The organism is Bariatricus sp. HCP28S3_A4, assembly GCF_052066395.1.
Lineage (GTDB): Bacteria > Bacillota > Clostridia > Lachnospirales > Lachnospiraceae > Allocoprococcus.
The window spans coordinates 1-5,374 of record NZ_JBQHSE010000062.1 but is presented as its reverse complement, the minus strand read 5'-3'; the positions used below and the strand labels follow the sequence as shown (position 1 = coordinate 5,374).

General features: G+C 44.3%; 4 protein-coding genes. 3 read left to right on the top strand and 1 reads right to left on the bottom strand.

Features of this window, described 5'->3' with window-relative positions:
- The first annotated feature begins 133 nt into the window (after positions 1-133).
- On the top strand, positions 134-766 hold the full coding sequence (locus ACTNBF_RS16135) for a histidine phosphatase family protein (protein WP_427819825.1): 633 nt from the start codon (positions 134-136) through the stop codon (positions 764-766).
- A 71-nt stretch (positions 767-837) separates the two neighbouring features.
- Here the strand turns inward: ACTNBF_RS16135 and ACTNBF_RS16130 are convergent, their stop codons facing one another.
- Entirely contained in the window at positions 838-1,836 is a 999-nt protein-coding gene (locus tag ACTNBF_RS16130) for a LacI family DNA-binding transcriptional regulator (RefSeq protein ID WP_441089673.1), read from the bottom strand.
- 237 nt (positions 1,837-2,073) lie between these two features.
- Here ACTNBF_RS16130 and ACTNBF_RS16125 point away from each other — a divergent pair, with 237 nt between their 5' ends.
- Together ACTNBF_RS16125 and galT are read left to right on the top strand one after the other, a co-directional pair.
- Entirely contained in the window at positions 2,074-3,354 is a 1,281-nt protein-coding gene (locus ACTNBF_RS16125; RefSeq protein WP_441089672.1) for a galactokinase, read from the top strand.
- 38 nt (positions 3,355-3,392) lie between these two features.
- Positions 3,393-4,883: a UDP-glucose--hexose-1-phosphate uridylyltransferase gene (gene galT / locus ACTNBF_RS16120; protein ID WP_441089671.1), complete on the top strand. Its 1,491-nt coding sequence runs from the start codon at positions 3,393-3,395 to the stop codon at positions 4,881-4,883.
- The last annotated feature ends 491 nt before the right edge of the window (positions 4,884-5,374 follow it).

Genomic DNA, 5,374 nt, shown 5'->3' with positions numbered 1-5,374 from the left:
CATTATACCAGAAAAAGGGAGGTCAATGCTCTTTTTATTTGCATTCTCCCATAAAATCAAGGTTTTTATTGAATTTTGGAACAAAAAAACAGGTAGTTTTTGACACTACCAAAGAGAGTCAGGAGGCATAAAAATGAAACTCTATTTAATACGGCATGGTGAGACCGACTGGAACAAGACACGAAGACTTCAGGGACAGGTGGATATTCCCCTCAATGACTTCGGACGAAAGCTTGCCCGCGAAACAGCGCCGGCACTTCAGACTGTTCCCTTTGAGGTGGTCTATACGAGTCCGCTTCTTCGGGCAAAGGAAACGGCAGAACTTGTGATCGGGGACCGGAAGATCCCGATGATCGAAGACACAAGGATTATGGAGATGGGATTTGGTGAATATGAAGGATTGATCTGTAAAGGACATGATTATAATATTCCGGATCCGGCATTTCGGAATTTCTTTCTGGCACCGGAGAAATATGACCCTCCGCAGGGAGGAGAGTCCTTCGAACAGCTTTCTGAACGGCTACATGCATTTCTGGAAGAGATCTTTCATAAGAAAGAGCTTGCAGATAAAACGATTCTCGTCTCCACGCATGGTGCGGCTTTATGTGGTATGCTACGTCTGATCAAGAAAGCGCCAATCGAACAATTCTGGGGCAGCGGAGTCCATAAAAACTGTGCAGTTACCGTTGTGGAAGTAAAAGACGGCAAGGCTCATATACTGGAAGAGGCTGTTACATATTACCGGGAAGAGGTTGCAGACTGGTAAAAGAAAAACTTAGGAATAAATAAAACCGGGAGAGCATGTATTATTTTACATTCTCTTCCGGTTTTTTCTATTTATTCAGGGGCGGCGCAGGATTCCCTTACCGCGAGAGAGCAGGGGAGCTGGATCTTCATCGCAGTACCGGACTGCTGCCGGATGATATGATGCAGAATCGACGCACCGTAATGTCCCATATTATAAGCAGGCGCATGGATCGTTGTGAGCGGCGGCGTCGTAAATTCGGCGATGCTGATATCATCAAACCCAATCACCGAGATGTCGTCCGGTATTCGGTATCCGTATTCCGTAAGTGCCTTGATCGCACCCATGGCGATAGGATCGCTGGCTGCAAAAATCGCCGTCGGAGGCGTTTTGCTTCGGATCAAATCACAGGTCATCTCATAGCCGGAATCAATTCGGAATAATCCCTCCCTGAGATATGGTTTATAATGAATCTGATGCTCCTCACAATAGCTCACGAACACCTTTTTGCGGTAATCCGGATAAAGCTGTTCAGGGCTGACATATTCCTTGCCGGTCAGGAAACCGATTTCCTTGTGACCAAGTCTGGTCAAATAATCCATCACAAGCTTTACCGCATGTTCAAAATCGATCATGATTGTGGAGATATCCGGATTTTTAACCGGCATATCAAGAAACAGAATCTTTGGATTTAAGTTTACCAGAGATTCAACTTCTGTTTTACTGAATTTGCCGATACAAATAATGCAATCCACGTCTTTTAACGCGTCAAAATAATTGACATCACTCTTATATGTTCTTACCACCTGTATATTATGTGAAATGCAGTAGTCCTCGATTCCCTGGCGGATCAGGAGATAGTAGCTGTCCTCAAGTTCCTGCTGGGAAGAAAACCACTGGACGATCCCCATGGTGAACGCCGTCTTCACGGAAACGCGATTTCTTTTAACATAATGCATCTTATTGGCAGTATCCAGAACCTTCTGACGTGTCTCCGGTGAGACGTTGAGTGTCTCGTCATTATTTAAAATCCTGGAAACAGCCGCTGCCGAAACATTTGCCGCTGCAGCGATATCTTTAATGGTTGCCATAAAAGTCCCCCTTGATATTTGCAAGTTTACTATATTTTACTATTATAGCAAACTCAAATGTAAAATGAAAGATAAAGATTGCGTACAAAAGGATATTTCCGTACTTATCCTTCACTTTACACAAAAATCAAACAGTAAATTTGTGCATAAATTTTAGTAAATTTATATTGAATATTTACTAAATATGTTGTATGATTTAGTTAATCAAAAATGTACGAAATAAACGGAGGGAACGTCATGAGACAAATCAATCAGATTGTGGAAGAAATGAAAGCCGGAGCTTGCAGAGAACTGTTAAGAGATATTTACGTAGACGAGGGAGTGATTGGATATCAGGAAGAACGCTATGTGAGAGCGCTTGGCGAATATGTGAAGATCTTCGGAGAACAGGAAGTAGAAATCTACAGTGCTCCGGGACGAAGCGAAGTAGGCGGCAATCATACCGATCATCAGCACGGCATGGTTCTGGCAACTTCAATTAATCTGGATGCCATCGCGATCGTGAATAAGAACGAGGATTCCAGCGTGAACGTTTACTCAGACGGTTACGGAATGATCGAACTATGTGCTGACGAGCTGAAAAAACGTCCGGAGGAAGAAAGCACTTCAGCCGGTCTGATCCGCGGTGTGCTTGCCGGACTGAGTGAAAGAGGATATAAAGTCGGCGGATTTAACGCGTATGTGACAAGCGATGTGCTGAACGGTGCAGGAATGTCTTCCTCCGCAGCATTTGAGACGATCATCGGCACCATCATTTCCGGATTATATAACGATATGGTGATCAGCATGGTTGAAATCGCGCAGGTGGGACAGTATGCAGAGAACGTATACTTTGGAAAACCTTGCGGACTGATGGATCAGACAGCATGTGCAGTCGGCGGACTGATCCACATTGATTTCGCAGATCCGGCAAAACCGATCGTAGAGAAAGTAAATGTTGACTTTGAAGAACACAAATACAGCCTTTGCATCGTTGACACAAAGGGATCTCATCACGATCTTACCGATGACTATGCAAAGATTCCGGAAGAAATGAAGCTCGTTGCAGAATTCTTCGGAAAAGAATTCCTTCGTGAAGTTCCAAAAGCAGATTTCTATGCAAATATTGCTGCACTTCGCGAGAAGACAGGAGACCGCCCGGTACTTCGTGCGCTGCATTTTTTCGAAGATAATGACAGAGTGGCAGATCAGGTAAACGCACTAAATAACGGAGATTTCGAAGGCTTCCTGATAATGATCAAACAGTCCGGCGATTCATCTTTCAAGTATCTGCAGAACATTTATACCAACAAGGACGTACAGAATCAGAGCATGTCCATTGCACTTGCAGTCAGCGAAATGACTCTGAAAGATCACGGAGTATGTCGTGTACACGGAGGCGGATTCGCCGGAACGATTCAGGCTTTTGTACAGAATGATTTCGTGGAAACTTACCGCGCAGCACTGGATGCCGTATTCGGAGAGGGCGCATGTCATGTACTGAAAGTGCGTAAATACGGCGGAATGAAAGTAATGTAATAATTCAGCATAAAGAAAATGGAAAGGAAGAAAAAGAAATGATTTATGAAGCGGTTGCGAAACTGATGCAGTATGGTAGAACAACAGGACTGGTAGCGGCAGAAGATGAGATTTACGTTACAAACCAGGTGTTGGAAGCACTCAATCTGTCCGAGTATGAGAAACCGGAACAGATCCCGGAAGAAGTGGAACTTGAGGACATTCTGAAAGAGATCACCGATTACGCAGTAAGCCGGGGTATGATCGAAGATTCTGTTGTTTACCGTGATCTGTTCGATACAAAGATTATGGGAAAACTGGTTCCGGCTCCAAGTACTGTAATTGCAAATTTCAATGAACTCTATCAGGAAGGACCAAAATGCGCGACTGATTATTTCTATAAATTAAGTCAGGACAGTGATTACATCAGAAGATACCGTATCAAAAAGGATCAGAAATGGCTTACTTCCACAGAATATGGTGAACTTGAGATCACCATCAATCTATCAAAACCGGAAAAGGATCCGAAAGCAATCGCTGCGGCAAAGACGGCGAAACAGGGCGGATATCCGAAATGCCTTCTCTGTAAAGAAAATGAAGGTTATGCAGGCCGTGTAAACCATCCGGCCCGCCAGAACCACAGAATTATTCCGGTTGTAATCGACGACAAAAACTGGGGATTCCAGTATTCACCATATGTGTATTACAATGAACACTGTATCGTATTTAACGGCGAGCATGTACCGATGAAGATTGAGGAAGCTACATTTGCAAAACTCCTTGATTTCGTAACACAGTTCCCACATTATTTCGTTGGTTCCAATGCTGACCTCCCGATCGTAGGAGGATCCATCTTAAGCCACGATCATTTTCAGGGCGGCAATCATGAATTTGCCATGGCAAAAGCTCCGGTTGTAAGAGAATGTACGATTCCGGGATTCGAAGACGTCCATGCAGGAATTGTAAAATGGCCGATGTCCGTTATCCGTCTTCAGAGCCGTGAAAAAGAGCGCCTCATCAAAGCGGCAGCCCACATCCTGGAAGTCTGGAGAGGATATACAGACGAAGAAGCATTTATCTTCGCTGAGACTGACGGAGAACCGCACAATACGATCACTCCGATCGCACGTATGAGAAACGGACAGTTCGAGCTGGATCTGGTTTTAAGGAACAACATCACGACAGAAGAGCACCCGCTGGGTGTATACCATCCACATGCAAAACTTCATCATATCAAGAAAGAGAATATCGGCTTGATCGAAGTGATGGGACTTGCCGTACTCCCGGCGAGACTGAAACAGGAAATGGAAGAGCTTGCCAAAGCGATCCTTGCAGGAAGCGATATCCGTGCAGATGAAATGCTGGAGAAGCATGCTGACTGGGTTGAGGAATTCCTTCCGAATTACAGCGAGGTGAATGAAGGAAATATTATGGATATTCTTCATGAAGAGATTGGTAAGGTATTCAGTCAGGTGCTGGAAGACGCCGGAGTTTATAAGCAGACAGAGGATGGACAGAAGGCATTTGATCGGTTTGTAAGTATTTTGTAAAAGGGGAATTAGTTTGTAAAGGGACGCCCCGCCCAATTCCATATTGTATTCCGGACACGCTTGCGCTCGGGAAAAAACGCAGCGGTACTATGATGCCAGGTTGTCGCCTGCCCGGCGACTCCTGCCATCAAGTGCCGGCGTTTTTTACGGTCCGGAATACAACATGGGATTGGGCGGGGCTGTGCTTTGCAAAACTTTAGGAGTAAGGTTGTTTGAGGGACGGATGGCGCCTTACGGCTTATCCTGGGAAAATATTAAGATGATAAGTTGTGAATGATAATTATTATGTACTTTTAGAAGAAAATATGAATTAAGTACGGTATAAGCAGGGATGTTTGGTTGATGATAGAAAAAGCATGTTCAACATGTAATAGTTAATAACTAAGACTTCCCATACCCAAAATGGGCTTCGTACCTTGAAAATTCAATATTTCAGCTAACAAAATAGCGATTTATGCTTTAGCTGCCCGCGAATCAAGTGCATTTTGCAG